The organism is Vibrio sp. 1580 (assembly GCF_033340055.1).
Window position 1 is genome coordinate 1 of record NZ_JAWOVT010000092.1, and the last position, 989, is coordinate 989.

The 989-nt window shown below is 46.9% G+C and carries 2 protein-coding genes; both read left to right on the forward strand.

What is annotated here, in order from left to right:
* Window positions 1-442: RibD family protein (locus R7093_RS24245; RefSeq protein WP_318146886.1), on the forward strand; the 442-nt coding region annotated here is incomplete at its 5' end.
* A gap of 12 nt (window positions 443-454) precedes the next feature.
* The coding region (locus tag R7093_RS24250; protein ID WP_318146887.1) for a riboflavin synthase at window positions 455-989 on the forward strand (535 nt) is incomplete at its 3' end.

Here is a 989-nt window from a genome sequence, read left to right on the forward strand (position 1 = left end):
GCACTATGAGCTGACGGAAGTTCGCCAACCTGCAAGGGTAATACTCGACCGTCAACAGAAACTGAGTGATGACCTTAAACTGTTCAGTACCGAAGGTGAGCGAATTATTGTCAGCAGCGAAGGCGATGTTTGCCCACAACTAGACCAAAGCGGAAAAATTGATTTAGCTGCGACCCTAAAAGCGGTCGCGACTCAGCGTAATATCAACCATTTATGGGTGGAAGCTGGCGCGACGCTCGCGAGTTCTCTAATCAAAGCTAACCTTGTAGATGAGTTGATTGTCTATCTCGCTCCGAAGCTAATGGGAAGCGATGGACGTGGTTTAATTGGCGCGCTGGGATTGACGGAGATGGCGCAGGTCATCGATTTAAATATTACTGATGTGCGAATGGTGGGCAGAGATATCCGTATTACCGCCACCGTTGTACGTAAAGAAATTTAGAAAAGAAGCACTATGTTTACAGGAATTGTAGAAGCAGTTGGTAAATTAACTGCGATTACGCCAAAAGGCGAAGACATTACCGTTACGGTAGAAGTAGGTAAGTTAGACATGTCTGACGTAAAGTTAGGCGACAGCATCGCAACTAATGGTGTGTGCTTAACGGTGATTGACTTTGGAAGCAATTACTACAGCGCGGATTTGTCTCTCGAGACCTTGAAAAAAACCGGTTTTGCAAACTACCAAGTCGGCGAAAAGGTTAACTTAGAAAAAGCCATGCTGCCGACGACACGTTTTGGCGGACACATTGTATCTGGACACGTGGACGGCGTGGGTGAAATTGTGGAGCGCAATCAAGTTGGTCGTGCGATAGAGTTTTGGGTCGCGATGCCTGCTGAGATCAGCAAGTACGTGGCAGAAAAAGGCTCTATCACCGTTGATGGTATCAGCTTAACGGTGAATGATTTGCGTAAAAACGCATTCAAACTGACGATTGTGCCTCACACCAGTGAAGAAACCACTATCGACCAGTTCCAAGTGGGCCGCAAAG